Here is a 25,694-nt window from a genome sequence, read left to right on the forward strand (position 1 = left end):
TCATGACCATCGTCGTCGGCGATCGAATCTGGGCGCGAGCGGCTGCCGCGATCCCCTAGGGGAGGACGGAGGTCAGGGGCCGCGCGAAGCCGTCGGCGTCTCCCCGACGTAGCGGCGGTAGATGCGGCGAAATGCGGCCGGCTCGACGTAGCCGACCTGCGCGGCCACCTCCTCGACGGAGCAACGCGTCGTCTCGAGCAGGTGCCTCGCTCTCGCGACCCGCATGCGGTGCACGAGCTCGGTCGGCGTCGCCCCGAGGGCCTCCCGGAGCCTCCGCGCCAACGTCCGAGGTGACGTCCTCGCGACGCGGGCGAGCTCGTCGAGGGAGATCCGCCGGGCGAGGTTCTGGGCGACGAAGCGCTCCACCGCCCGCACGGACGGGTCGTCGGTGCGAAGGTGGGAGGCGATCATGTACTTGGCCTGCGACGGTCGCTCGTCGAGCACGAGGTACTTCGCCACGAGGTGCGCGAGCGTCGGCCCCGCGACCTTGCCGAGCACGGCGAGCACGAGGTCCGCGTGAGCGAAGGCCGAGCCCGCAGAGAAGACCCCGTCGCGCTCGACGACCATGCGATCGCTGGTGAGCTCGACGTCCGGAAAGGTCCGGCGAAAGACGGGCGCAAGCCACCAGGTCGTCGTCGCCTCGTGGCCCGCGAGCACCCCCGAGGCCGCGAGCACGAAGGTGGCCGAGCACGAGCCGGCGATCGTCACGCCCTTCTCTCTTGCCCGCGCGATCGCCGCGGCGAGCTGCGCCACGTCGGGTCGCACGAGGAGCGCCCGGACGGCGTCCTCCGTCACCGCGGAGAGCCCGGGAACCAGCAGCACGTCCCCGCGAACGAGCGCTCGTAGACGAAGGGCGCCGTCGACCGGGATGGGACGGCCTGCCCCGGAGACGACCTTCGCGCCGTCCATCGATACGACCCGCTGCGTGAGCGCGCGAGGATCGCTGGGGGGCCCCGCGCGTGAGGCGAGCGTGATGCGCCGGGCCGCCGCGACGACGTCGAGGCCTACGCCGAGCGGACCATCGGCCACTCCGTCGAGCGCCACGTGAACGAACATGTGGCAAGATTAGACCGAACATTGTCGATTCCGCCACTTCGCACGGCGCACGGGTCGGCGCATGGTCTCGTCATGACCACGGAAGATGCAGAGGGCCTCGAGCCCGCCGACGATCCCCTCGACGACTTCGAGCGCCGCGAGCTCTCTCTCGAGGGCACGGCACGGACGGTGCTCGTGACGGGGCACGGTCCGGCGGTGATCGTGATGCCGGAGATGCCGGGGGTGAGCCCCGACGTCGCGAGGTTCGCGCGCTGGATCCGGGACGCGGGCTTCGCGGTGTACGTCCCGTCGCTCTTCGGGCGAGACGGCGCGTACCCAAGGGCCCGCGAGGGCCTCGTCGTCCTGCAGCGCGCCTGTGTGGCGTCGGAGTTTTCGGCGCTCGCGGCCGGCGTCTCGGCCCCCGTGACGTCGTGGCTCCGGGCGCTCGCGCGGCTCGCCCACGAGGAGCGCGGAGGGCCCGGGGTGGGCGCCATCGGGATGTGCTTCACCGGGAATTTCGCGCTCTCGATGATGCTCGAGCCCGCGACCTTGGCGCCCGTCCTCTGCCAGCCGTCTCTCCCGCTCTCGGACCCGACGGCCCTCGCCATGCCGGCGGGCGAGCTCGCCGTCGTTCGCGAGCGGCTCGAGAAAGAGGATCTCTCCGTCCTCGCCTACCGGTTCGAGGGCGACCGCCACTGCCCCGCCGGTCGTTTTCGCGCGTACGCTGCGGCCCTCGGGGACCGCTTCCTCCCTCGCGTCTTGCCGGACTCGGCGGCGAACGGTCGCCCGCCCCCCTTCTTCGCCGAGATCGTCGCCTGCCCCCACAGCGTCGTGACGGCGCACCTCGCCTTTGCCGAGGGCTCCCCGACGCTCGCGGCGCGCGACGAGATCCTGTCCTTCTTGAACCAGAGGCTCCGAGGAGACCGACCATGACCCAAGTCCGTATCGTGGGCCGCGAGGCCTCGCACTTCACCCGCGTCGCCGTGATGTTCGCGCACGAGCTCGACGTCCCGTTCGAACAGGTCCACGTGGCCGATCTCACGAGCCTCGAGGCGAGCCAGTACGGCGGCAATCCCACCCTGAAGATCCCGGCGGCGGACTTCGGGGGCGATGTCGTCTTCGGGGCCGAGAACGTGTGCCGGAGGCTCGCCGAGGTGTCGCCGCGAGGCGCCTCGGGCCTGGTCTGGCCGGAGGACGTTCGGACGACACGCGGCCGCAACGCGCACGAGCTCGTCCAAAACGCCATGGCGGCCGAGGTGACGCTCGTGCTCGCGCCGGGGCTCGGCAAGGTGAGCGCCGAGAACCCGTTCGTCGTCAAAGTCACGCGCGGGCTCGAAGGCGCGCTCGCGTGGCTCGAGGCGAACCTCGACGAGGCCCTCGAGGACCTTCCGAAGGAGCGCACTTTGTCGTACCTCGAGGTCGCCGCGTTCTGCCTCGTCGAGCACGTGGCGTTTCGTGGCACGGTGTCACTCGAGCCCTACCCTCGGCTGCGCGCGTTTGCGACGGCGTTCGGAGCGCGCGACTCCGCCCGCAAGAGCCCCTACCGGTACACCGAGCCACGCCGACCCCACGCCGAGGCTTCTCTCACGAGGCCCGCGCTCGACCCTCGCGACCTGCCACCGCGGACGACCTCGGCGTACCCGACGCTCTTCCGCGAACGGGTCCTCCCACGCGAAAAACGCGCGCTCGGCGACGCGCTCGGCCTCACGCGCTTCGGCGCGAACTTGACGACGCTCTTCCCGGGCAAGATCTCGGCGCTTCGGCATCATCACTCGAGCGAAGAGGAGCTCGTCTTCGTGCTGGAGGGCGAGGTCGTGCTCCACACGGACGAGGGTGAGCAGGTGCTCCGCGCGGGCACGTGTGCGGGCTTCCCGCGAGGCGTCCCGAACGGTCATCACCTGGAGAACCGGAGCGCGAGGAGCGCACGCTACCTGGAGATCGGCACCCGAGAGCCCGACGACGAAGCCACCTACCCCGACGACGACGTGGTCGCGCGCAAAGTGGACGGCACCTGGCGCTTCTTCCACAAGGACGGGACGCCGTACTGACGCAGGCTCGGTTCACCGCGCTCGCGCTTGACGTGGGCATGCGCGGTGCGCTTTCGTACGAGCGAAGGCCGAGGACCTCTCGGCGCCCTCCCACCTCCTGCGGCCATCGCACGAGCGAAAACGATCGCCTCCCGAACGCGGCCGCACCCCCGAGCGTACGAACATGACCAAATCCCGGGCCGACGAGCCGGAACCGACCGAGGACCACGACGACGAAGCCGAGGCCGCCGCGCCCGACGACGAGGAAGGGCAAGAGCCCGAAGCGCCGCGCGCCCCGGCCCGTGCTCCCGAAGGGCCGAGGTTCACGTTGACGACGCTCGTCGCGGTGTCGGCGCTCGTGGGCGCCGGAGCGTTCGCCGCGGGGCGCTCGTTCGCGCCGCCCGCGCCCGAACCGCCCACGCCCGCCGCGCAAGCGCCCCAAGGAGGCGGACCGCAAATGGGCAACGCGCCCCCGCTCGGGCAAGGAAATGATCTGCCTCCGGGTCACCCGCCCATGGGCGAGGCGCCCCCGGGTATGGGCGGCGGAATGCCCCCGGGCATGGGCGCGCCTCAGGGTGCAGCGCCCGCGCAGATGACGTGGAAGGTGCCGGCGCGCTGGCAGACCGTGCCGAACCCGAGCACGATGCGCATCGCCACCTACCGTGTGCCGCACGCCCCGGGCGACTCGGAGGACCCCGAGGTCGCCGTGAGCCAGGCCGGCGGTACGGTCGAGGCGAACGCCAAACGCTGGATGGGCCAGTTCGGCCCCGAAGGCGAGAAGAACGCCAAGAAGAGCACCCGCACCGTCAAGGGCCTCACGATCACGCTCGTCGAGGTCGAGGGAAAGTACACGGGCGGCATGGGCAAAGACGGCCGCGAAGAAGAGAACTGGGCCATGCTCGGCGCCATCGTCGAGACGCAGGGCATGCCCCACTTCGTGAAGATGACGGGGCCCGTCAAGAGCGTGAAGGCCGCGCGCGCCGAGCTCGACGAGCTGCTCGCGAGCGTCGCCCCGAAGGAGCCCTCGAAGTAGGCTTCCGGTTGTGCCCGGCGCCGCGTGCGCGCATCATCGCCCGCCATGAGCGTGTGCGACGATCCGAGGGGCTGGCAGGGGTGGGCCGTGGGCCAGATCGAGGCGGATTTCCAGCGCTCGGCCGACACCCACCTCATCGCCTGCCCCCTGCCCCGCCTGCGCGACGCCGGCATCGACCTCTACTTCAAGGACGAGTCGACCCACCCGACCGGGAGCCTCAAACACAGGCTCGCGCGCTCCCTCTTTTTGTATGCACTCTGCAATGGATGGCTCCGCGAGGGGTCGACCGTGGTGGAGGCGTCGAGCGGCTCGACGGCCGTGAGCGAGGCATACTTCGCGCGGCTCTTGGGGCTCCCCTTCGTGGCCGTGATGCCGAAGGGCACGTCGGCCGAGAAGGTCCTCCAGATCGAGCGCTACGGGGCGAGCTGCGCGTTCGTCGACCACGCGTCCCAGGTGTACGACGAGGCCCGGCGCATCGCGGCCCGGACGAACGGGCACTACATCGACCAGTTCACCTACGCCGAGCGCGCGACCGACTGGCGCGGCAACAACAACATCGCCGAGAGCATGTTCGCCCAGATGCGGAGGGAGCGCTTCCCCGAGCCCGCGTGGGTGGTGGTGGGCGCGGGCACCGGCGGGACGAGCGCCACGATCGGGAGGTACGTGCGGTACCACCGCCTGAAGACGCGCCTCTGTGTCGCGGATCCGGAGGGCTCGGTCTTCGCGCGGTACCACGCGACGGGCGACACGAGCCTCACGTCCGAGGGCTCGCGCATCGAGGGCATCGGCAGGCCGCGCGTGGAGCCGAGCTTCCTCCGCGACGTCGTGTGTAGAATGCACGAGGTGACCAACGTCGACAGCGTCGCGGCGATGCGGGTCCTCGGGGATTGCCTCGGAGGGCGGAAGGTGGGGCCGTCGACGGGGACGAGCTTCGTCTCCGTGCTCGCCTTGGCCGAGGAGATGCGCGCCCGCGGCGAGCGCGGGTCGATTTTGTCGCTCATTTGCGACTCGGGCGAGCGGTATCTCGGCACCTACTTCGACCCGACCTGGGTCGCGGCGACCTTCGGAGACGTGAGCTCTGCCGAAGCGGCCCTGCTCGCGCGCATCGCGTGAGCCTCACTCCGCGGCTCCGGCCACGAGACATGACGGTATCGTAGAGACGATGACCGACCCCCCGACCGAAGGCCCGGTCTCGCTCGGCCCCCGCTCGCTCCCGCCGCCGGGAATGACGCTCCCCGCGCCGCCTCCGGGGAGCTTCTACACGCGCGTACCCGGGCTCTGGGTGCTCCGCCACTACCGCGCAGCGTACCTGCGAGACGACGTGGTCGCGGGCCTCGTGCTGACTGCGCTCCTCGTCCCCGCAGGCATGGCGTACGCCGAGGCCGCTGGCCTCCCCGCCGTGACGGGTCTCTACGCCACCATCGCCCCGCTCGTCGCGTACGCGATCTTCGGGCCGTCCCGCATCATGGTGCTCGGCCCCGACTCGGCGCTCGCGGGCCTCGTCGCCTCCGCCATCGCGCAGAAGGCCCACGGCGATCCGGAGCGCGCCATGGAGCTCGCCGCGGTGCTCGCCCTGCTCACGGGGGCGACGTGCGTGGCCGCGGGGCTCCTCAAGGCCGGCTTCGTGACGGACCTCCTGTCGAAGCCTGTACGTGTAGGCTACACCAACGGCATCGCGGTCGCCGTGCTCGTGTCGCAGCTCCCTCGCCTCTGCGGGTTCTCCGCCGGAGGGGGCAACGTGCTCGAGTCGCTCGCCGCCTTCGCGCGCGGGGTCGCCGAGGGCAAGGCCAAACCCCAGGCTATCGCGATAGGCCTCGGGGGCCTCGGGCTCATCCTCGTCCTCAAGAAGAAGGCGAAGAAGATCCCCGGCGTCCTCTTCGCGGTGGTGGGCGCCATCGCCGCCACCAAGCTCGCGGGGCTCGCGAGCACGATCCCAGTGGTGGGCGAGGTGCCGCACGGCTTCCCGACACCGAAGCTGCCGTCGATGTCGTGGGACGACCTCGGTGACCTGCTCGTCGCGTCGCTCGGCATCGCGCTCCTCTCCTTCGCCGACACCACGGTGCTCTCGCGCACGTTCGCCGCGCGCGGGCGCTACAAGGTCGACGCGAGCCAGGAGCTCGTCGGGCTCGGCCTCGCGAACGTGGCGGCGGGGCTCTTTCGCGGGTTCCCCATCTCGGCGAGCTCGTCGCGCACGCCGGTGGCCGAGGCCTCGGGGGCCAAGTCGCAGGTGACGGGGCTCGTCGGCGCAGCGGCCATCGTGCTCGTGCTCCTGCTCGCCCCCGGAGCCCTCAAAGACCTCCCGACGACGGCGCTCGCGGCGGTGGTCATCGCGGCGGCGATCGGCCTCTTCGACCTGAAGGCGATGCGGGGGTTCAAGCGCTTTCGCTTCGCCGACTTCGTCCTGTCGCTCGTCGCCCTAGGGTCGGTCGCGTTCTTCGGCGCGCTCCGCGGGATCGCCTTCGCGGTCGCTGTCTCGCTGCTCGATTTCGTGCGGAGAGCGTGGCGCCCCCATGACGCCGTCTTGGGGCGCGCGCCGGGGGTGAAGGGCTACCACGACATCCGCAGGTACCCGAAGGCCGTCACGGTGCCGGGCCTCTTGCTCTTCCGGTGGGACGCGCCGCTCTTCTTCGCCAACGCCGACTCGTTCCGGGAGCGTGTGATGGCGCTCGTCGGCGAGTCCTCGCTTCCCATCCGTTGGGTGGTCGTCGCGGCCGAGCCGATCACCGACGTCGACACCACCGCGGCCGACATGCTCGAGGAGCTCGACAAGGAGCTCGCGGCGTACGGGGCCGAGCTCGCGTTCGCCGAGCTCAAGGACCCGGTGAAAGATCGCCTCGAGCGCTACGGCCTCCACGCCCGCATCGGGCACGAGTTCTTCTTCCCGACCGTGGGCGTCGCCGTGAAGGCGTACGTCGAGCGCCACGACGTGCCCTGGTCGGACTGGGAGAACGAGGCCGCTAAGTAGCCGTAACCACTTTGTTTTTCGCTACTTCACCGAAGTACCCGCCGTGCCCTGTGCGTCGGCGGGGGTGAACGCGAACGGGTAGCTCACGAGCACCTCGCCGCGATCGGGCTGGGGGAACGTGAGCGACGCGACCGCCTTCGTGAGGCACTGCCCGACCGACTTGTCGGTGAGATCGCCGCCCGCCACGGTGACGGCCTTCGGCGCGCCGTTCTTGTCGATCGTGAACTTCACCGTGACGCGCCCGGCGAGCGTGGGGTTCTTCTGGAGGGCGGCCTGGTAGCAGGCGAGAAACTTCGCGTTCGCGTTCCGCACGACGCGGCGGATGGTGTCGGGGGCGAGCGCGCTGCTCGCCTTGGCGGCCGCGGCCGGCGAGGGCTTGGTCGCGTCGTTCTTGGCGCCCGCGAGCTCGGTGACCGTCACGTCGCCCGAGACGTAGTCCTTCTCGGGAGCGCCCTCGGGCGCGGGCGTGGGCGCGGGCCCTGCCGTCGCCACCGGGGTGGCCGGGGCCTCGTTGTGCGGCATGGCCGGCTGCGCGGGAGCTTGAGCCCCGGGGTTCTCCACGGCCGAGGCCGCCGACGGCGACGACTCGGACTTCGCGCACCCTGCGCCGACCATGACGACCATCGACCCCACGATCAGCGCTCGCACCTTGCTCATGGATGGGGAGCGTAGCACCCCCGAGCGCGCCGAGGCGACGCCGACGGTGCGGTCATGTGGAAGGGCGGGCGGACGTACCGGGGCGCTCGAAGCTCGGACCGACGAGCACGAGCACGATCCCCGACGCGACCGTCGCGACGGCCATGAGGACGGCGAGCGGACCGGCGAACGCCCCGCGCCCCGCGCCCGTGAGCAAGCCGGTAACGATGGCCGCTCCGTAGACCGCGAACGCATGGGCGGCGCCCGCGACTCCGGCCCCACGCGACGACGTGGTCGTGAGCACGAGACCGAGCGCGCATGGGAAAAACAGGGCCTCGGCGGCGGCACCGCCGAACGACCCGAGCACCGCCACGGGCGCGAGCTTCAGCCCCGCCCCGAGCACCTGCACCATCACGAGCGCGCCGACGGCGCATGCACCGACGCCCATGAGCCGCGAGACGGAGAAGCGTGCCCCCGTGAGCGCGAGCGCGAGCGCGACGCCGAACACGACGAGGGCTGCGCCGCACTCGAGCACCGGCGCGAAGCGAGACACGGTCGTGAAGAGCCCCGACGTCGCCGAGCCGCCGTCGAACAGGAAGCCGTAGAAGGCATCGGAGCCGGCTTGAGAAGCGGTCGCTGCGGCTACACCCGACAGGAGGACGAGGCCGAGCACCTCGAGCCGCGGAGGCGCCACCCCGGGAACCACGACGGGCAACGGCCGATAGGGATCGGCACCTCCGGGAGCGAGAGTGGCCTCTCCCGAAGGCCACACGAACGGCTCGCCGGGGTACGCTACGGCGACCACGGCGGAGAGGACGGCGGCGACCACGACGGCGACGAGGAGCGCTGCGCCGAGCGCGCCCGGGCTCGAGGTGGACGCCCCCCCGACGAGGCCGCCCAGGAACCCACCGAGGTTCGAGACGAACCCCACGGCGGCCCCGACCGCGGCCCCCTGCCACAAACGCGCCTCCCCGCGGAGCTCCTCGGCGAGCGCCACGAAGACGAGCGGGCGTAGGAGCGCACCGACGAAGGCCGCGAGCACGACCGCCGGTCCCACGCTCACGAGCCCCAAACCCTGCGCGAGCACGAGCCCCATGGTGACCGCGGGCGAGACGACGCGGCGGCGCACGAAGAACGCGAGGAGCCCTCCGACCACGAAGCCGACGAGCAACGCCGCGCTGGACACCGTGCGCACCATGCCGATCGACGCCATCGACAGGCCCTCGTCGCGGAGCCTCATGGCCATGGTGGACCGTAGGCCGTAGTACGCGAAGCGCTCGAGGAAGACCCACGACACGAGGAGCACGAGAGGGACGACCCGGCGCATGCGCCGAAGCTACCGCGGGTCGCCCGCACACGCTCCTTTTTGGGCCTCAGAACACGACGCGCACACCTTCGACCACCTTGTCGGTCGGGTGGACGACGACACGCTCGCCGCGCGTGAGGCCCGAGAGCACCTGCGCCATCGTGCCGTTGCGGCGCCCGAGCTTGACCTTGCGCTGGTGCACCTTGCCGCCCTCGACGACGAAGACGCCGAAGTCGTCGCCGATGCGGAAGAGGGCCCCGTCGGGGACGGTAAGCACGTTCGCTTCGTCCCACACGAGGATGCGAGCCTCGACACGGAACCCGTCGCCGAGGCCGCGCCACCTGTCGATGGGCTCGTCGAGATCGACGATGGCGTTCACGCGCGACTCCTCGACGCCGAGGGCCGACATCTTCACGAACGCCGAGGGCTCGATGCGCCGAATGTGGGCGGCGAGGGGGTAGTCGCCACCCCAGCGCTCGATGGTGACACGCGCGCCGGGCTTGATGTGGAGCGCGTCGATCGTGAGCACGTCGATGGCGATCTCGAGGGCGTCGGGATCTCCCACCTCGACGAGGGGCGTCCCCGGACCGACGACGCCTTCGCTCGCCTGGAGCACCTTGAGGATCACGCCGGCCGTGGGCGAGGTGACGTCGAACACGTCGTCGCTCTTCGTGCGTTTGCCTCGATCCGCCGCGGCCCGGGCGCTCGTCAGCTCGTGGACCGCGATGTCGGCGCCGAACTTCGTCGAGGCGAGCTCCTGCTTTCGCGCGCGGACGAGCAGCTCGGCCCGCTCGAGCTCGATGGGCGGGACGGTCTTGGAGGCGACGAGGTCCTTGGCGCGGGCGAGGTCGGCCTCGGCCGAATCGAGCGAGATCTTGGCGCGATCGATCGCCGAGCGCGACTGGAGCACCCCCGCGTTCGCCGAGGCGACCCGCGCGTCCGCGATGGCCGACGAGCGTGGGTCGGCGAGCGGCGTCTCGGCGGGGAGGATCCGAGCCAGCACCGTCTTCGTGGTCACGGGATCTCCCGCGCGGAGCTCGATGCGCGAGAGGCGCCCGCCGAGCGGCGCGCCGACGACGTACCGGTCCTTCACGCGGGTGCGACCGTCCTCGTCGACGGTCACGCGGAGCGGGCCGAGGACCACCTCGGCGCTCTCGACCACGAGGGGCTTCGGCATCCACGCGTACACGAGGAGGGAGGCGAGCGCGAGCACCACCGCGGCGGTCACGGCACGGGACACCCAACGGCTCTTCTTCTTCTTTTCCATGGTCATTCTCGGGTCTTCAGCACCCCGACGAGGTCGAGGGCGTCGAGCTTGCGGCGCACGAAGAGCGCGCTCGCGAGGGCAGAGGCGACGACCACGCTCACGGCGTAGGCGTACGTTCGGAGAGAGATCACGACGGGGAAGCGGACCTGCTCGACGTCGACCGACGACATCATCGCCACGGCGAAGAAGCGGCCCATCGGGAGGCCCATCGGGACGGACAAGAGCACGATGACGAAGAGCTCGCCGAGCAGGATCGAGGACACCTCGGCCCGCGTGAAGCCGAGCACGCGCAGGCTCGCGAGCTCGCGGCTCCGCATCGAGAGCGACACCCGCGCCGTGTTGTAGACGACCCCGACGGAGATGATCGCGGCGAACACGGTGAGGATCGCCGAGAAGAGCAGCATGCTCTCGGCGGTCTGGTCGCGGAAGGCGGCGACGACGTCGGCTCTCCGCCCCGTGCCCATCACGAGGGGGACCTTGGCGAGGCGCGCCTCGATGCCCTCGCTCTCGCGCGGGTCGAGCGCGAGGTAGGCCATGTTCACCGTGAGGTCCTCGCCGAGCACCGAGGCGAGCTTCCCTATCTCCATCGTACCAGTGAGGCCCATCATGTCGTCGACCACGCCGGCGACCGGCAAACGCAGCGTCTTTCGGGCCCCCTCGAGCACCTCGATCGAGAGCTCGTCGCCCGGGCGAATGTCGAGCACTTCCGCGAGCTTCGACGAGAGGACGACGCCCTCTACGGGGGGCACCAGCACCTTCCCGTGCACGTCGACGACGCGGCGGAGGGTGGCGTCGCGCGAGCGCCCCGTGAGGCTACCTTCGCGAAAGTGGTGACCGTGCCGGAAGCGCACGCCGACGTTCCGCTCCGCCTCCACACGCAGCACGCCGGGCATCGCACGGATGGCGCCGAGGTCGTGCACCGGCACGGGCTTCGCGAGGGTCACGAGCAGATCCTCGCGTACGCCGCGGGCGAACTGCACGTCCATGAAGAAGTCGATGACGTCGCTCGAGAAGAGCCCGAGCACGAGCACCGCCATGGCCGTCGAGACGCCGAACGCGGCGAGCAGCATACGGAGGGGTCGGCGGAGCATGTCTCGGAGCACCATGCGCGCGGCCGTCCCGAACGGGCGAAAGAGGCCGAAGCGCTCCGCGAGGGAGGAGCCGTAGACGGGGGGAGAAGGCGGGCTCATGGCCTCGGCGGGCGGCAGCCTGGCGACGCTCCACACGGTGCGGAGGGCTCCGAAGGCGGCCGAGCCGAGGCTCACGAGCACGCCGACGGCGACGAGGTCTCCCTCGAGCCGGAACGCGAGATCGGGGAAGCGGAAGTACGGCCGATACATCTCCGTCCACGACACGCCGACCCAGTGGCCGAGCGGGAGCCCCGACACGATGCCCACGGCGACGATGACCCCCATGAGCTCCAAGTAGTGACGCCCGAGCTCGAGCCCCGTGTACCCCAGGGCCTTGAGCACGGCGATTTGTCCACGCTGGAGCTCGATGAGGCGGGCGAGCACGACGTTCAGCAGGAACGCGGCGACGCCGAGGAAAATCGCGGGGACGATGACCCCCATGCCTCGGAGCTGCGACAGCTCCCCTTGAAGCATCTTGTTCGAGAGCTGCTTCTCCCGAGCGACGGCGCCTCGCCCGCCGTAGGGCGCGAGCACCCGATCGACGTTCGCGAGCACCGTGCGCTCCGAAGCCCCCGGGCGGAGGCGGAGCACGACGTCGTTGAACATGCCCTCTTTGCGGAAGGCCGCCGAGAGCGCGGGCCGGGCCATCCAGAACACACCGAAGCGCTTGTCGTCGTTGGACATCATCGCGCCGGACATCACGAACACGTGCTCCGGCGACATGGCGGTGCCGGCGATCGTGAGCTCGTACCTGCGCCCGTCGAGCACCACGGGGATCCTGTCGCCGGGCGCGAGGCGGTTCGCCTTGGCGAAGGACTCGCTCACCAAGATCTCGTCCGACCGCGACGGGTCGACCATGCGACCTTGGCGGATCCGCACGCCGTTCAGCGGGGGCTCTCCGCGGTCCGGGAGGGAGACCACGAGGCCCGCAGCGGGCTTGCGCTCGTCGAGGGGGAATGTCCCACGCTCGACGACACGCGTGTACACCGTCGCAACGCCGTCGATCTCTTCGATCTGGGCCGCCACGGCCTCGGGGGCGCGGTCGATCGTCGCGAAGACGTCGGCCATGCGCTCTTCTTCGTAGTAGCGCGCGCACGATCCGGAGAGCGATCGGTAGGTTCCGACCGCCGCCACGTAGCTCGCGACGCCGCACGCGACGACGAGCGCGATCGTGACGAGCTGCCCCTTGAGGAGCATCACGTCGCGAAGGAGCTTCCGCGTGAGCGCGGTCACCATACGATCTCGTCGGAGGTGCGGCGGCTCGGGTTCTCGACGTCTTCCTTCACGAGGCCGCCGGAGAGCGTCACAACACGATCGGCGAGGGCCGCGATGGGCGCGTTGTGCGTGATGATCGCCGTGGTGGTGCCAAGCTCCCGGTTCACCTTTTCGAGCACCGAAAGCACGAGGCGGCCGGTCTTGAAGTCGAGCGCGCCCGTGGGCTCGTCGCACAGGAGCACGTCGGGGCGCTTGGCGACCGCGCGCGCGATGGCCACACGCTGCTGCTCGCCGCCCGAGAGGTTCGCCGGGAAGTGGTCCATGCGGTCCTCGAGGCCGACGAGGCGCATCACCTCGACCACGTCCATCGGGTCGTCGGCGATGTCGGTCACGAGGGCGACGTTCTCGCGCGCGGTGAGGCTCGGCACCAGGTTGTAGAACTGGAACACGAAGCCCACGTGCTCGCGCCGGTAACGCGTGAGCGCAGCTTCGGCCGCCCCCTCGAGCGGGGTACCTCGGTAGCTCATCGTGCCCGCGCTGGGTACGTCGAGGCCACCCAGGATGTTGAGCAGCGTCGATTTTCCGCTGCCCGAGGCGCCGAGCAGCACGACGAGCTCGCCCTCGGCGAGGTGAAAGTCGACGCCCGCGAGCGCGTTCACCAAGACCTCGCCCATGCGGTAGACCTTCGTGAGTCCCCGCCCGACGATGACCTCGGTGCGGGAGGTCATCCGCGCTCGCGCAGGGGGCGCTTCAGCACGAACGTGGCGCCGTGCGAGTAGCCGTGAGTCGAGCGCTGGACCGCAGATGCCACCTCCCACCCGTCCTTCCCCAGCGGCGCGAGGATCGCTTCGAGCCGCTCCGACACGAGCCCATCATTTTCGACGTGAATGGCCTTGTACTCCCACATGCCCGGGACGTCTGGAAGATTCGTGCCAGGAGGCATGACGCGCCGGGGACGCGGATCGACGGCGCGCGGCGGGGAGTCGCTTGCGCCTCACACGCAACGTTTGCAGCACGAGGGGCAAGAGCGCACCGATCGTGGCCCCCCAGCGTTGTCATGCGCCTTGCTTCGGGCTCGATGGATCATGGCTTCACCGTTCTCCGCCTGTGCGCTCGTGTGCCCCCGTTGCCGGCACGTCGACGGTGCGGGCACCCTCGTCGTGGGAGACCTCGTCGACCAGCGGACGCGAGCCAAGGCGATCCCGGGCGAGCTCGACGCGAGCTTCGCGCTCGAGTGCACACGCTGCACGGCGAGCTACCCCGTGGTGCGCGGGATCCCCATCGTGCTTCCCTCCCCCGAGGCGCTGACCCTCGAGCACACACCGCTCGGGGACCTCACCGAGGCGCCCTTGGAGACCCGGCTCGCGGCCCTCGACGGGCACGCCCCTGCGAGCGAGCTCGTTCGTTCGAGCGCGAGGCTCGGGCGTTGGGCCATGGCCCACTTTCGGGACCACGCGGAGGCGCGGCTCGGGCACGCGTCTCCTTTCGACGCCCAAGACGGCGCGATTCATCCGGTCGAGGTCGTCGCGTGGCTCGAGGCGCTCTCGCCCGCGTCCGACGGCGACGTGCTCGGTGTCATGGGCTCCGGGCCGGGGCGCGAGGCGTGGGAGTCCACGTGCGCGACGCTGCTCGTCGACGCGCATCTCCCGTCGCTCCTCTTGTCGCGTAGGCTCGCGCGCGAAGGGGCCGTGGACGTCGCCGTCCCGCGCGACCCTCGGAGCTTTCGAGGCGTTCGGATCTCTTGGCCCGAGAGGCCGAAGGCCGACGTGGCGTGGGTATGTGCCGACGTGCACGATCCTCCTTTTCGGGCCGGGGCGTTCACCCGCACGCTCGCCGAGAACCTGCTCGACTCGGTCGCCGATCCGACGCTCGTGTTTCGGCAGCTCGGGGCCCTCACCGCGCCGGGGGGCCCGCTCGTCGTGACCTCGCCGTTCGCGTTCCGCGAGGAGGTCACCCCCGTCGAACGTTGGCTCGGTGACGCTCGGACCTCGGCCCCCGACGCCCTGGTCGCCCTGGCGGAGGTGAGCCGGCTCCGCCTCCAAGCGCGGCGGGAGCTTCCATTTACCCTGCGAGCCCACGATCGTGAGGCTGCGGCCTACGCGAGCCTCGGCCTCGCCTTTCGAAAGGATGCGCGATGAACTGCACACGACGCTCCGGTCGCGCCCTTGGCTTCGCGCTCGTCGCGCTGCTCGCGGCCCTCGTCGCCGACGGTCGGGGCCCTACGACGACGACGTGCACGACGACCGATCGCGAGGCCCTCTGGCTCGCTCCGCTCCTCGTGCCCGAGGCGCACGCCGAGGCGCCGCCACCGTCGAGACCCGGCGCCAAGCCCACCTCCGAGCTCGACGGGGAGTGGAGCGGCTCGGCCGTGATGACCGGCGCGTCGAGCCCGTACAAGCCCGTCGAGGCCGCGATCGCTCCGTACCTCAACGTGACGCACACCATGGACGGCGACGCCACGGCGACCGCCGGGGGCATGACGATGGCCTTCCGAGGGAAGGACGGGAGCCTATGGACCTGCCCGTTCACCGTCTCGGGCTCGGCGGTCTCGTGCGTCACGACGGTGAACGGGTACCGCATGACCATGACCGGGACGCTCACGCGCGACGCGCGGTCCCTCCGGATCTCGGGCACGTGGACGGCGACGCAGCCGATGATCACGATCCGCGGCACGTTCACCCAGACGAAGCCGCTCGACGACATCGAGATCGAGCTGCTCCACCCGGCCGGCAAGAGCCCGAAGGTCTTCACGAAGGGCTGGATGTTCGGCGCGCGGTGCGTCCGCGCCAAAGGAACGAAGGAGGAGAAGGATCTCTCGGCGGAGGTAGTCTGGGGTGGGACAGCCAGCTTCGCGCCGCCGAAGGGCACGCCCGTTCGCCCGACGTTCAACTACGCCGGCGCGAACGAGCTCACGATCACGTGCGACGGGAAGAAGAAGACGTTCGCGATCGAGACCGTGCGCACGACAGGGTTCGCGCGCCTCGCCGACCTCGCCCAGGCGCCCGCCGATGCCCATGGGTGCCCGGCGTGCCCTCACCCCGTGATCGGCCCCATCGTCATGGGCAGCCCGACGGTCACGGTCGACGGGCTCCCCGCTGCGCGGCAAGGCGACTACGGCACCCACGCGGCGTGTTGCGGTCCGAACATGTACCGAATCACGGGAGGCAACCGGGCCGGGGTGCTCATCGATGGTGTCCCCGCTGCGGAGCTCGGCGCTGCCACGGCGCACTGCGGCGGCGTGGGGACCATCATCCGAGGCTCTCCGGGAGGGAACGAGCCCGACGCTCCACCATCGGGAGGCGGCCTCTTCGGAGCCCCAGGTCCGACGCCCGTCCGGCGCGTTCCGCAAGCCTCGTCGGCTCCTCCACCGCCGCCCCCAGGTCCACCCGGTCCTCCGCCTCCGCCCCTGCCGATCGCCGACGTATCGGGCGGCGTCCCTCAGACGTTCCGCACGTCGGCGACCGAGACCAAGGTCCTAAGGAGCACACCGCCCGGGAAGACGACGCCCGCGTCCGCGATCTCGGTGCTCCCCGGCTCGGTGGTCGAGCGGCTCGCCGACGGACAGCTCCGCATCGACGAAGGCGGCGCCATCGTGACCACCCTCCCGCCCGCGAAGCAGGTCATCGTCACGAAAGAGGGCACGATCGAGCTCGGCTCGCAGGCGCGCATCGTCCGCCTCTCCGACGGTGTGGACGTGGCGCTCCTCTCGGGCGCCGCGACGATTCGCCCGGCGCGCGGAGAGGCGATCGTGCTCGCCGCCGGCACGTCGGTGCGGTTCTCCGCCCGTGGGGCCCTCGGGCCTCCCACACCGCTCACCCCCCAAGGAAGCGCCTCTGCGGTGCGCCCCTTCGTCGACCCGAAGAGCGCGACGAACGAGCTCCGCGCGCCCGCCGAGGCGGGGCCGTCACGCACGGTGTGGGCCCTCGCGGGCGTCGCGGGCTTGGGCGTCATCGCGCTCGGTGTGGGGCTCGGCGTGGGGCTCTCGCGGCGGAAACGCGCGCCGACACCAGGAGCCATCCCGCAGCCTTCGCCCTCGCAGCCCGCCTACCCCCAGGCGCAGCACAGGCCTCCTTCGCCCTCGCAGCCCGCTTACCCCCAGGCGCAGCACAGGCCTCCTTCGCCCTCGCAGCCCGCTTACCCGCAGGCCCAGCACAGGCCTCCTTCGCCCTCGCAGCCCGCTTACCCGCACGCCCAGCACAGGCCTCCTTCGCCCTCGCAGCCCGCTTACCCGCAGGCGCAGTACAGGCCTCCTTCGCCCTCGCAGCCCGCCTACCCGCAGGCGCAGCACAGGCCTCCTTCGCCCTCGCAGCCCGCTTACCCGCAGGCGCAACACAGGCCTCCTTCGCCCTCGCAGCCCGCTTACCCCCAGGCGCAGCACAGGCCTCCTTCGCCCTCGCAGCCCGCTTACCCGCAGGGCCACGGCCATCACGACGGGCACCCTCCCGCGGCGGTCCCGACGCCCCCCGGGCCTCGTCCGCCGTCGCGGCCCGACTCCTGACACGGCACGCAGGGCTTGCGTCGCGCTCGCACCGCGTGCACCCAGGAGCGCGGTCTCGATGCCAGATTCTGGCCTAGTTTCGGACATTTGCAGACGCGACACTCGGGGCACGTCGCTTGCGTAGAAGCCGGGCATGCGCGCCGAAGTCCCCATGACCCGAAAAGTCATCGTCGTCCCTCCCGAGCTCACGCTCCGCTCCGCCTGGCACGTCATGCAGCGCGAGCGTATCCGGCACCTGCCGGTCGTCCGCGCGGGTGCGCTCGTCGGCGTGCTGTCCGACCGCGACGTGCTCACGCGCTCCACCATGACCAAGAGCGGCCACCTCGAGGTCCCCACGGACGTCGTCGTCGGCGAGGCCATGACCCACACGCCGCTCGCGACCTGCGAGGTCGACACCGACATCCGCGAGCTCGTCCAGGTGATGACCGAGCGAAAGATCGACGCCATCCCCGTGGTGCGCGGCCTCAAGCTCGTCGGGCTCGTCACGAGCACGGACCTCTTGCTCCTCCTCCTCGACAAGGACGAGGCGCGGCCCCTGCCCTTCGATTTCGAGCTGGTCGACGAGCCGGCCCACATGATGGCCTGAGCCTCGCGCGCATCGGCGGTTGACCGGGAGGGCGTGAGGCGCGAACGTCTCGCGCCGTGAGACGCGCCCCGCCCATGCTCGTCGCCGTCGTCGCGACGCTCGCGATGACGGTGAGCTACCTCGACCGTCAGACGCTCTCGGCCATCGCGCCGACGGTGCGGTCGGAGCTCGGCATTTCGCACACCGAGCTCGGGTGGCTCGGCTCGGGGTTCGCGTTCGCCTACCTCGTCTTCTCGCCCATCTCCGGGCGCCTCGTCGACCGCATCGGCCCGCGGAGGACGCTCGCCGCCGCGTTCGTGGGATGGTCGCTGGTCTCGGCGATGCACGCGCTCGCTGGCTCGTTCGTGTCGCTCTTCGTGCTGCGTGTCCTGCTCGGGGCGCTCGAGTCCCCCTCGTTCCCGGCCGCGGCGCGGACCATTCACACGCACGTGCCCCCCGCGCGTCGCTCCGCCGCGACGGGCCTCCTCTTCACCGGGAGCTCGATCGGGGCCATGATCGCAGCGCCCCTCGCCACCTCCCTCACGCACGCGTACGGCTTCCGGAGGACCTTCGTGCTCACGGCGGCGATCGGGTTCGCGTGGCTGCCCCTGTGGCTCCTCGTCTCGCCGCCGGACGACACCCACGGCGAGGCGAAGGAGGCGCCCGCGGTCCCCGTCCGTGAGGTGCTCGGCCACCGCGCCTTCGTACGGCAAGCCCTCGTCGTGCTCGGGTCGGCGCCGGCGATCCTGGTGGTGCTCTCGTGGTACCCCCAGCTCCTCCACGAGACGTGCGACGTGCCGAAGCACGCCGTCGGCCACTACCTGTGGGTGCCCCCGCTCGCCTTCGACGTCGCGGCCATCGCGTTCGGAGTCGCCGCGTCACGCAGGGATCGCACGGCCAAGGACGCGCATCACGCGCACCACGATCTGCTCGCCGTGGCGGCCCTCGCGACCACCACGCTCGCGCTCGTCCCGCTCGTCGGCTCGGCGTGGGGAAAGGTCGCCCTCGGGAGCGTGTCGCTCGCGGGTGGAGCCGGCATGTACGTCGTGGGGACGTCCGATCTCCTCCGCCGCATCGACCCGCGCGCGGCCGCGCTCGCCGGGGGCCTCTCGGCCGCGATCCAGTCGATCGTGCACGTCGCCGCGAACCCGATCTTCGGGGCCGTGGTCGACCGCACCCACACGTGGGGCGCGGTGACGGCCGTCGGGCTTGCGGCGCTCCCGTGCGCGGCCCTGTGGTCGGCGCTCGCGCGACCCAAGGCTCCTTCGCAAGCCCGATGACGTGCCTGCTACCCTTCGAGGCATGCACGACCCGAGCTGGCTCGCCCCGACGACCTTCGTCGACTCCGATCACCCCCGCGTGATCGCGTTCGCGCGCGAGGTCTGCGGCGAGGCCGAGACCACAAAGGAGCGCGCGACCCGGCTTTTTCGCGCCGTGCGCGAGCGGTTTCGCTACGACCCGTACTCGTTCTCCCCCGACCCGAGCGCCCTCAAGGCAAGCTCCATCCTGGCCCACGACCGCGCCTGGTGCGTCCCCAAGGCCGTCGTTCTCTGCGCGGCCGCGCGGGCGGTAGGCATCCCGGCGCGGCTCGGCTTCGCCGACGTCCGGAACCACCTCGCGAGCGAGAAGCTCCTCCGTGTCCTCGGGACCGATCTCTTCGTCTTTCACGGGTACGTCGAGCTGGCCATCGACGGGGCGAACGTGCTCGCGACCCCGGCGTTCAACTCCGCACTCTGCGAGCGCTTCGGGGTGCCCGTGCTCGAGCTCGACGGGGAGCACGACGCCATGCTCCAGGCGTTCGACGCCGAAGGGAGGAGGCACATGGAGTACGTGCGCGACCGAGGGAGGTTCACGGACCTCCCCTTCGACGCGATCATGGCCGCGTTTCGCGAGCACTACACGCGGGGGATCCCTCGACAGGCCGAGGACAGCGCCCCCGACGAGGTCTTCCAGGGGTGATCGCCTCAGGCGCGCGCGCGCCGAAGAGCGGCGCGGCTCACCCACTTTCGAAGCTCTTCGAGCGCGAGCAGCACGAAGGGGACGGGCGCGACGAGCGCGAGCGTGCCGAGCCCGAGCGGCGCCGTCCCGAAGAGCGCTTGGCCCCAAGGGGTGTACACGACGAGAGCCGAGAGAACGATCTCGACGGTGACACCGAGCACGAGCAGGCGGCTCGTGAACGGCGACCGCGCGAACGCCGACGCGTGGGAGCTGCGGCACGCGAGCACGTTGCCGACCTGCGCCGCCACGATCGCCACGAACGTCGCCGTCGTCGCCGTCCGGTAGAGCGGATCACCCGCCGAGAGGCCCCCGTGCGTGTAGCCACCGCGTGAGAGCACCGCGAAGAACACCGCCATCGCGAGCCCGGCCTCGATGCCCCCGAGCCACACGTACGCCCGGAAGAGCGTCGCGCGGTCGAGCAGGCGCTCCCGCGCCGATCGAGGAGGACGCGTCATCACGTCGGGCTCGGGGGGGTCGGCGCCGAGGCCGAGCGCGGGGAGCATGTCGGTGCCGAGGTCGACCGCGAGCACCTGCACGATGGTGAGGGCGAGCGGCACGCGGAAGAGCACGAACGCCAAATACGGAACGATCTCGGGGACGTTCGACGTCAAAATGTACGTCATGAACTTTCGCAGGTTGTCCCACACGGCGCGCCCCTCTTCGATCGCGGCCACGATCGCCGAGAAGTCGTCGTCGACGAGCACGATGTCGGCCGCCTCCCGCGCGACGTCGCTCCCGCTCTTCCCCATCGCCACGCCGACGTCCGCCGCCTTCAGGGCCGGGGCGTCGTTCACGCCGTCGCCCGTGACGGCGACCACGTGTCCCTTTCGCTGGAGCGCGAGCACCACACGGAGCTTCTGCTCGGCGCTCACCCGCGCGAACACGCCCTCCTCGGCGTCGAGCACCTCGGAGAGCGCCGCGTCGTCGAGCTCGCGGAGCTCCTTGCCGGTTCGTGCCCGCGTGGCGTCCGCCCGCGCGATCCCGACACGACGCGCGATCGCGAGGCCCGTGGTCGGGTGGTCCCCCGTGGCCATGACCACACGGATGCCGGCGCTTCGTGCGGTGGCGACGGCGGCGGCCACGCCCTCCCTCGGAGGATCCTCGAGCCCCACGAGCCCGTAGACGACGAGCTCCCGTTCCAGGTCGTTGCCGTCGATCTCTCCGCCCTCGGCTCTCCGCCCGGCGAGCGCGAGCACCCGGAGGCCATCACGCGCCATCGCCTCGGCCGCGGCCAGCACCTCCGCCGTCGCTCCACCATCGAGGGCCACGATCCCGTCACGCGCTCGGATCGACCTGGCGACCGCCAAGACGCTCTCGGGCGCTCCCTTGGCCAGCACCCACGGCCCGTCGGGGGACATCACGGCGACGCTCATCCGCCTCCGGTCGGCGTCGAAAGGCATCGCGCCTATGCGGGTCCACGCGTCGACGGGCTCCTCGCCCCGGCCGACGCGGACCACGAGCTCGATCTCGAGCGGATCGCCGAGCCTCTGGCCCGTCCCGTCGATCACCGTGTCGTGGCAGAGCCGCGCGCACACGCGGAGGTCGTGAGCGAAGGCCACCTCGCCGAGCCCGTCGATCTCGAAGGTGTCTCCCGCGACCCACGCGCGCCGCGCCACCATCCGGCCCTCGGTGAGGGTGCCGGTCTTGTCGGTGACGATCACCGTGGCGGCGCCGAGCGACTCGACGGCCGTAAGGTGCCGCACCACCACCTTGCGCTTGGCCATGCGCTGGCCCGCCATGGCGAGCGAGAGCGTCACCGTCGGCAAGAGCCCCTCGGGGACGTTCGCGGCGATGATGCCGATCCCGAACACGAGGCTCTCGAAGAGGGGGAGCCCGAGGGCGTGCCCCAGCACCGAGAACGACACGCCGAGCCCCACCGCGAACGCCGACACCACCCGGGAGAGGCGATGGATCTCGCGGACGAGCGGAGACTGCGGCGGCGTACCCCCTTGGGCGAGCCGAGCGATCCGTCCGAGCTCGGTGCGCCCTCCCGTCGCGGTCACCAAGGCGAGCGCGGTCCCGGCCACGACCTCGGTGCCCGCGAGCAATATGCATCGTGCATGCAAGAGATCGTCGTCGGGGGCGGCCGGTAGCGCGTCGCGCGACCGCGGCTGAGACTCCCCGGTGACCGCCGACGTGTCGACCATGAGCGCCGACGCCTCGAGCACCCTCGCGTCGGCCGGCACCTCGTCGCCGGCCTGGAGGAGCACGACGTCCCCGGGGACCACGGCGTCGACCTCGACGACCTCGACGGCGCCGCCCCGCCGCACGCGCACCGAGTGCGGGAGGAGCTCTTCGAGCGCGGCGAGGACGCGCTCGGTGCGGAGCTCCTGCCAGAACGAGAACGCCGCGTTCACCAGCACGACCGCCACGATGGCCACGCCGAGCACCCGCATGCCCTGCCCTGGATCGACCGCGTCGGCCACGAAGCAGAGCGCCGCGGCGATCCACAGCACGATGGCCAGGAAGTGGACGAGCTCCCGCAGGAACCGAGTGATCCGTGACGTACGCCGCACACGCTCCACGCGGTTCGGACCCACCTCGGCGAGCCTCCGCGCGACCTCCTCCCGTGTGAGGCCCTCGGCGCGAGAGCCGAGGCGCGCGAGCGCGTCCTCGGGGGTTTCGGTCAGGTCGATCACGCCGCGACCTTACCTCCATGACGGCCCCGCACGTCGAGTCTCGCGGCCTGGCGCGCGCCCTCACGGTTTCCGCGCGCTCACGGAGCTTGTACCTTGCGCCCATGTCAGCCTACCGGAGCGCGGCGAAGAGGGACGCAGAGGCCATCGAGGAGGGCCCTCTCGCGCGCGTCGACGCGAGTGGGCGACGCGGAGAGGACGGCGCCTCGGGGCGCTCGGGCTCCCACGGCTCGTACGGCGGCGACGGCGAGAGCGGGGGCCACGCAGGCCCCGCAAGCCCCGGCGAGCACGGGGGACGGATCGAGCTGCGCCTCGCGAGCGTCGCAGGCACGACGCAGGTGCGTCTCCAAGGGAACCTCTCCGCCCGAGGCGGCAGCGCGGCGATCGACGAGACGTGCGATTTCTTTCACCCGACGGCGATCGAGCTCGCCGCGACGGGGGGACGCGGTGGGCGCGGCGGCAGCGGCGGTGACGGTGGGGAGGGCGGCCAAGGCTCTCGCGGGAGCGACGCGTCCCGGTACTCCGACGGCACGAACGGCGGCCGCGGCGGCGACGGAGGAGACGCGGGGGCCGGGAGCGACGGGGCCACGGGGGGGAACGGTGGGACGATCGTCGTGCGCGTGGACGAGCCCGACATGCACCTCTTCATGCTCGTTCAGGCGAGCGTCGCGGGCGGCTCGGGAGGGCGCGCTGGCAGCCACGGCCGTGCCGGAGGCGGGGGCTCCGGAGGCGAGGGCGGCTCGTCCTACCACTGGTCGGAGACGGAGACCTACACCGACGGGAATGGTCAGCTCCAAACGCGCACCACCTCCCACTCGCGGTCCGGTGGGAGCCGCGGCCCGAGCGGGAGCAGCGGGAGGGAGATCGCACGCGCCCTGCACGACGGCTCGCACGGCGCGTCGGGTGCGATGGCGTACGAGGTCGTTCGGCCGGGGGGCACCGTGGAGCGCTTCCCCGGCCGGTACGACGTGCGCCTCGTCTCCTTCGCGCACCGGAGCGAGAACGACGACGGCGTCTACGAGCCGAGCGAGCGCGGGTTCGTCGGGGCGATCGAGGTCGAGAACACCGGCCCCATGCCTCTCCCGGTCGACACGGCCGTGACCGTGGAGCTCGTAGCGAGCGAATGGATAGGTCCCCCAGAGGACGCACGCGGCAACGTCGCGCGCCTCGAGCTGCCGAGAGGGCTCGGGCCCGGACAACGCCACACGTTCGCCGAGGAGCTCCCCTTCGTCGTGGCAGGACACGCGGCGCGCTCGGCCGGCGCGCCCCTCGCGGCGCCCGAGACTCTCCGCCTCCGCGCGACGCTCCCCGCCGTACGTCGGTCGTTCGACGCGTTCGATCGCGGCGCGTCCGAGGCCCTCGGCAGCATCGTCGTGCGGCACCCGGTCGCGCTCGAGCCGGTCGTCGCGCTTCCCTCGCTCGCGCCGGGAGAAGCCACCAAGGTCCACGTGACCGTGCGCAACGTCGCGACCCGCTCCTACGGCGCTCGGGGGGACGTCGCGCGCAGCGTCCGCGTCGGCCTCGCGCTCGGCCACGGCGAGCTCGGCCCGAACGACGTGCGCCTCGTGGACGACCGGGACGGGCCTCGGGATCTGGCCGCGCCCCAGCACCACGAGGTCGAGCTCGTCGAAGGGGGCGCGAAGGCCCCCTTCTCGCTCGTCCTCGCCATCGCACCGACCGCCGCGCCGTACACGGCGGCCAAGCTCACCCTCACGTGCGAGCTCGAGGGCCCGAACGGCGCTCCGAGCACGCGCGCCGTCCATGTGGTCGAGCACACCGTCCGCGTCGGGCGCCGCTTCGTACGCGAGGACGCGGACGTCCTCCTCGTGGTGCACGAAGAGACGACCGCCGACGAGCTCGCGGCGTGGGAGGCCCACGCGAGGACGCTCGGGCTCCGCCTCGCGACCTGGGACGTGAGCCTCGAATCGGGGGCGGACGTGCTCGACGCCGCGGTCCGAGGGGACGTGCGCTTCGGGCTCGTGGTCGTCCCGAACCCGAAGGGCCGACGAGAGGCCCCGCCGCTCGCGGCGATCCCGAAGACGACGGTGCTCGCCCTCGCGCGACGTGGGACGCGGGTGCTCGTGCTGGGCAAGACGAAGGACCTCGACAAGTACCTCGTGCCGACCACCACGACGAACGACGATCCACCTCTCCCCCACGGGACCCGCAGAGACGCCATCATCGAATCCGTCCTCGGCCTCACTCCGAACGAAGGCGCCGTGCGCGCGGAGGTCGTGACGACCTACCTCTGGCCGTGGTCCGACATCGACCGAAGCGATCTGGATCGGCGGGCCGAGCGGCTCTCGGCCGAGCTCACGCGCCGCGCCCCCGACCGCCGCTACGTCGTCGTGCCGCGCTACGTGCCCGGGGACGTCGAGCGCACCCTGTTCGTTCGCCGCGCGTCGAGCGGGACCCTCGAAGTGCGGCGCGCGCTCGACCCCGGGGACGGCGCGCTCCGCATGGTCCCCCTCGAGGACGCCGAGGTGCACGACGCCGCGCGGATCGCGAGCGCCGCGCTCTTCGCCCTCTTGTTCGTCGCGCTGCCGTTCGACCTGAAGCTGCGCGTGGTGGGCCGTGGCCTCACCTCCCCGGAGGACGCGGCGCGCTGCCCGTGGGTGCTCGCGTTGGTCGGAGATCTCCTCGTCGAGGCCGCGCCGTTCGTGGGTGCGCCCGGCCTCCGCACGCGCCTCCGGGCCGACGACGCGTTGCCGAAGCTCGCCGCGTTCGAGCGCGCCCTCGACGACCTCACGGGAGACGCCGCACGCGCGCGCGCCGCCGCCGTGGTCGCGTGGCTCGAGGTCGTCGCCCGAGACCGCGTGCGCTTCTGGGAGTACCTCCCGCCCTTCTTCTTCACGCGCGCCTCGCAGGCCCTTCGCCGGCGCGCCTCCGTGACGTCGCAGCGCTTCGACACGAAGGTCGAGGCCCCGGCGAGGCTTCGGGCCATCGCGGCCGTGCGTGCGGTCGTCTCGACCTCCCGCGAGGGCGACCCCGCGGCGACGGCCGAGTCCGCCGCACGAGGGGCCGCCTCCGCCATCGCCCCTCCCACGAAGGTCGACGCGGACGCCCTACCTCCGAGCGAGCGTGTCGTCACGAGCGACGAGCTCGACGCCCTCACACGTGGGGACACCGAACGCGACGCGCTCGCCCGAGACACACGGGACTCGTCGACGACCCAGAGAGACGCCCTCCTCGCCGCGGTCAACTACGACGAGCTCGCCCCACGGACGCGTGTCGTGGACGAGCCGGACGACGCGGAGGTCGCGACGGCGGCCGACCTCGGGGCCCTCGTCGAGGCGCGGCGGAGCTGAGGTCCCAGCGTCGCGCGAAGCGCCGCGGCGCCCTAGCAGCCCGTTGATTTCCTCCCGTCCCTCTTCAGGGACTTC

At 71.7% G+C, this 25,694-nt stretch carries 19 protein-coding genes; 11 read left to right on the forward strand and 8 right to left on the reverse strand.

Annotation, left to right across the window (positions count from 1 at the left end; genetic code table 11):
• Positions 1 to 72: 72 nt before the first annotated feature.
• Positions 73 to 1,056 (reverse strand): helix-turn-helix domain-containing protein, encoded by a 984-nt coding sequence (locus IPK71_27730; protein MBK8217536.1) that lies wholly within the window; start codon positions 1,054 to 1,056, stop codon positions 73 to 75.
• 72 nt (positions 1,057 to 1,128) lie between these two features.
• Here IPK71_27730 and IPK71_27735 point away from each other — a divergent pair, with 72 nt between their 5' ends.
• The 5 genes from IPK71_27735 to sulP all read left to right on the forward strand — a co-directional run bounded on the left by IPK71_27735 (position 1,129) and on the right by sulP (position 7,060).
• Positions 1,129 to 1,968, forward strand: a complete 840-nt coding sequence (locus tag IPK71_27735) for a dienelactone hydrolase family protein (GenBank protein MBK8217537.1) — start codon at positions 1,129 to 1,131, stop codon at positions 1,966 to 1,968.
• 680 nt (positions 1,969 to 2,648) lie between these two features.
• Positions 2,649 to 3,083: a cupin domain-containing protein gene (locus tag IPK71_27740; GenBank protein ID MBK8217538.1), complete on the forward strand. Its 435-nt coding sequence runs from the start codon at positions 2,649 to 2,651 to the stop codon at positions 3,081 to 3,083.
• A gap of 163 nt (positions 3,084 to 3,246) precedes the next feature.
• A complete protein-coding gene (locus IPK71_27745; GenBank protein MBK8217539.1) occupies positions 3,247 to 4,095 on the forward strand; it encodes a hypothetical protein in 849 nt (282 codons plus the stop codon).
• Positions 4,096 to 4,140: 45 nt separating this feature from the next.
• A complete protein-coding gene (locus IPK71_27750; protein ID MBK8217540.1) occupies positions 4,141 to 5,208 on the forward strand; it encodes a PLP-dependent cysteine synthase family protein in 1,068 nt (355 codons plus the stop codon).
• Between the two features lie 112 nt (positions 5,209 to 5,320).
• Positions 5,321 to 7,060, forward strand: a complete 1,740-nt coding sequence (gene sulP, locus IPK71_27755; protein ID MBK8217541.1) for a sulfate permease — start codon at positions 5,321 to 5,323, stop codon at positions 7,058 to 7,060.
• Positions 7,061 to 7,081: 21 nt separating this feature from the next.
• Here sulP and IPK71_27760 read toward each other — a convergent pair whose 3' ends face one another.
• The 6 genes from IPK71_27760 to IPK71_27785 are packed head-to-tail and all read right to left on the reverse strand — an operon-like array spanning position 7,082 to position 13,557.
• The gene (locus tag IPK71_27760; protein MBK8217542.1) at positions 7,082 to 7,717 is read right to left on the reverse strand and encodes an AgmX/PglI C-terminal domain-containing protein; all 636 of its coding nucleotides are present in this window, start codon (positions 7,715 to 7,717) and stop codon (positions 7,082 to 7,084) included.
• Between the two features lie 52 nt (positions 7,718 to 7,769).
• Complete coding sequence (locus tag IPK71_27765; GenBank protein MBK8217543.1) at positions 7,770 to 9,023, reverse strand: hypothetical protein; 1,254 nt, start codon at positions 9,021 to 9,023, stop codon at positions 7,770 to 7,772.
• A 46-nt stretch (positions 9,024 to 9,069) separates the two neighbouring features.
• A complete protein-coding gene (locus IPK71_27770; GenBank protein ID MBK8217544.1) occupies positions 9,070 to 10,269 on the reverse strand; it encodes an HlyD family efflux transporter periplasmic adaptor subunit in 1,200 nt (399 codons plus the stop codon).
• A gap of 2 nt (positions 10,270 to 10,271) precedes the next feature.
• Positions 10,272 to 12,635 (reverse strand): ABC transporter permease, encoded by a 2,364-nt coding sequence (locus IPK71_27775; GenBank protein ID MBK8217545.1) that lies wholly within the window; start codon positions 12,633 to 12,635, stop codon positions 10,272 to 10,274.
• Positions 12,629 to 13,342: an ABC transporter ATP-binding protein gene (locus tag IPK71_27780; GenBank protein MBK8217546.1), complete on the reverse strand. Its 714-nt coding sequence runs from the start codon at positions 13,340 to 13,342 to the stop codon at positions 12,629 to 12,631. Before IPK71_27780 ends, IPK71_27775 begins: the two co-directional genes overlap by 7 nt.
• Entirely contained in the window at positions 13,339 to 13,557 is a 219-nt protein-coding gene (locus IPK71_27785) for a DUF4177 domain-containing protein (protein MBK8217547.1), read from the reverse strand. Before IPK71_27785 ends, IPK71_27780 begins: the two co-directional genes overlap by 4 nt.
• Before the next feature lie 142 nt (positions 13,558 to 13,699).
• Between IPK71_27785 and IPK71_27790 the strand changes: the two genes are divergently transcribed.
• The 5 genes from IPK71_27790 (at position 13,700) to IPK71_27810 (ending at position 19,636) form a co-directional block, all read left to right on the forward strand.
• Complete coding sequence (locus tag IPK71_27790) at positions 13,700 to 14,752, forward strand: hypothetical protein (GenBank protein MBK8217548.1); 1,053 nt, start codon at positions 13,700 to 13,702, stop codon at positions 14,750 to 14,752.
• Between the two features lie 623 nt (positions 14,753 to 15,375).
• On the forward strand, positions 15,376 to 17,112 hold the full coding sequence (locus IPK71_27795) for a PAAR domain-containing protein (GenBank protein MBK8217549.1): 1,737 nt from the start codon (positions 15,376 to 15,378) through the stop codon (positions 17,110 to 17,112).
• Positions 17,113 to 17,245: 133 nt separating this feature from the next.
• The gene (locus tag IPK71_27800) at positions 17,246 to 17,698 is read left to right on the forward strand and encodes a CBS domain-containing protein (protein MBK8217550.1); all 453 of its coding nucleotides are present in this window, start codon (positions 17,246 to 17,248) and stop codon (positions 17,696 to 17,698) included.
• Between the two features lie 56 nt (positions 17,699 to 17,754).
• Positions 17,755 to 18,957, forward strand: a complete 1,203-nt coding sequence (locus IPK71_27805; GenBank protein ID MBK8217551.1) for an MFS transporter — start codon at positions 17,755 to 17,757, stop codon at positions 18,955 to 18,957.
• A 22-nt stretch (positions 18,958 to 18,979) separates the two neighbouring features.
• Positions 18,980 to 19,636, forward strand: a complete 657-nt coding sequence (locus tag IPK71_27810) for a transglutaminase family protein (protein ID MBK8217552.1) — start codon at positions 18,980 to 18,982, stop codon at positions 19,634 to 19,636.
• A 5-nt stretch (positions 19,637 to 19,641) separates the two neighbouring features.
• Here IPK71_27810 and IPK71_27815 read toward each other — a convergent pair whose 3' ends face one another.
• On the reverse strand, positions 19,642 to 22,311 hold the full coding sequence (locus tag IPK71_27815) for a cation-transporting P-type ATPase (GenBank protein MBK8217553.1): 2,670 nt from the start codon (positions 22,309 to 22,311) through the stop codon (positions 19,642 to 19,644).
• A gap of 104 nt (positions 22,312 to 22,415) precedes the next feature.
• Here IPK71_27815 and IPK71_27820 point away from each other — a divergent pair, with 104 nt between their 5' ends.
• Complete coding sequence (locus IPK71_27820) at positions 22,416 to 25,619, forward strand: hypothetical protein (GenBank protein ID MBK8217554.1); 3,204 nt, start codon at positions 22,416 to 22,418, stop codon at positions 25,617 to 25,619.
• Positions 25,620 to 25,694 lie beyond the last annotated feature (75 nt).

This window comes from Myxococcales bacterium (assembly GCA_016712525.1).
In the GTDB taxonomy this organism is placed as follows: Bacteria; Myxococcota_A; Polyangia; order Polyangiales; family Polyangiaceae; genus JAAFHV01.